The following is a 522-nucleotide window of genomic DNA, read 5'->3' as shown; positions in this document are numbered from 1 at the left end:
GAGTTCATATCGACGGCGGAGTTTGGCACCTCGATGTCGACTCATCACATCCTGGGGCTGTAGTCGGTCCCAAGGGTATGGCTGTTCGCCATTTAAAGTGGTACGCGAGTTGGGTTCAGAACGTCGTGAGACAGTTCGGTCCCTATCTGCCGTGGGCGTTGGAAATTTGAGAGGAGCTGCTTCTAGTACGAGAGGACCGAAGTGGACGTATCTCTGGTGGTCCGGTTGTCATACCAATGGCATAGCCGGGTAGCTACATACGGACGGGATAACCGCTGAAAGCATCTAAGCGGGAAGCCCACCTCAAGATTAGATTTCCCTAGGGGTGTAACCCCTCTGAAGGTCCGTCGAAGACTACGACGTTGATAGGTTGGGTGTGTAAGTGCAGTAATGCATTGAGCTTACCAATACTAATTGACCGTGAGGCTTGACCATATAATAGGTCTTAGACAATTTTAATACGAGACATGATCGTTTCCAAAGTTGACGCGAATACAACAACTTAAGCAAGTCAATCAAACA

The 522-nt window shown here is 49.0% G+C and carries 1 rRNA gene; it reads left to right on the top strand.

Annotated features, from left to right (window positions below):
- Nucleotides 1-435 (top strand): 23S ribosomal RNA (locus tag FK268_RS26240); the annotation flags it as partial.
- Between the last annotated feature and the right edge of the window lie 87 nt (nt 436-522).

Origin of the sequence: Tsukamurella sputi (genome assembly GCF_007858445.1) — a bacterium.
In the GTDB taxonomy this organism is placed as follows: Bacteria; Actinomycetota; Actinomycetes; order Mycobacteriales; family Mycobacteriaceae; genus Tsukamurella; species Tsukamurella sputi.
This window is presented reverse-complemented; position numbering and strand designations above follow the sequence as displayed.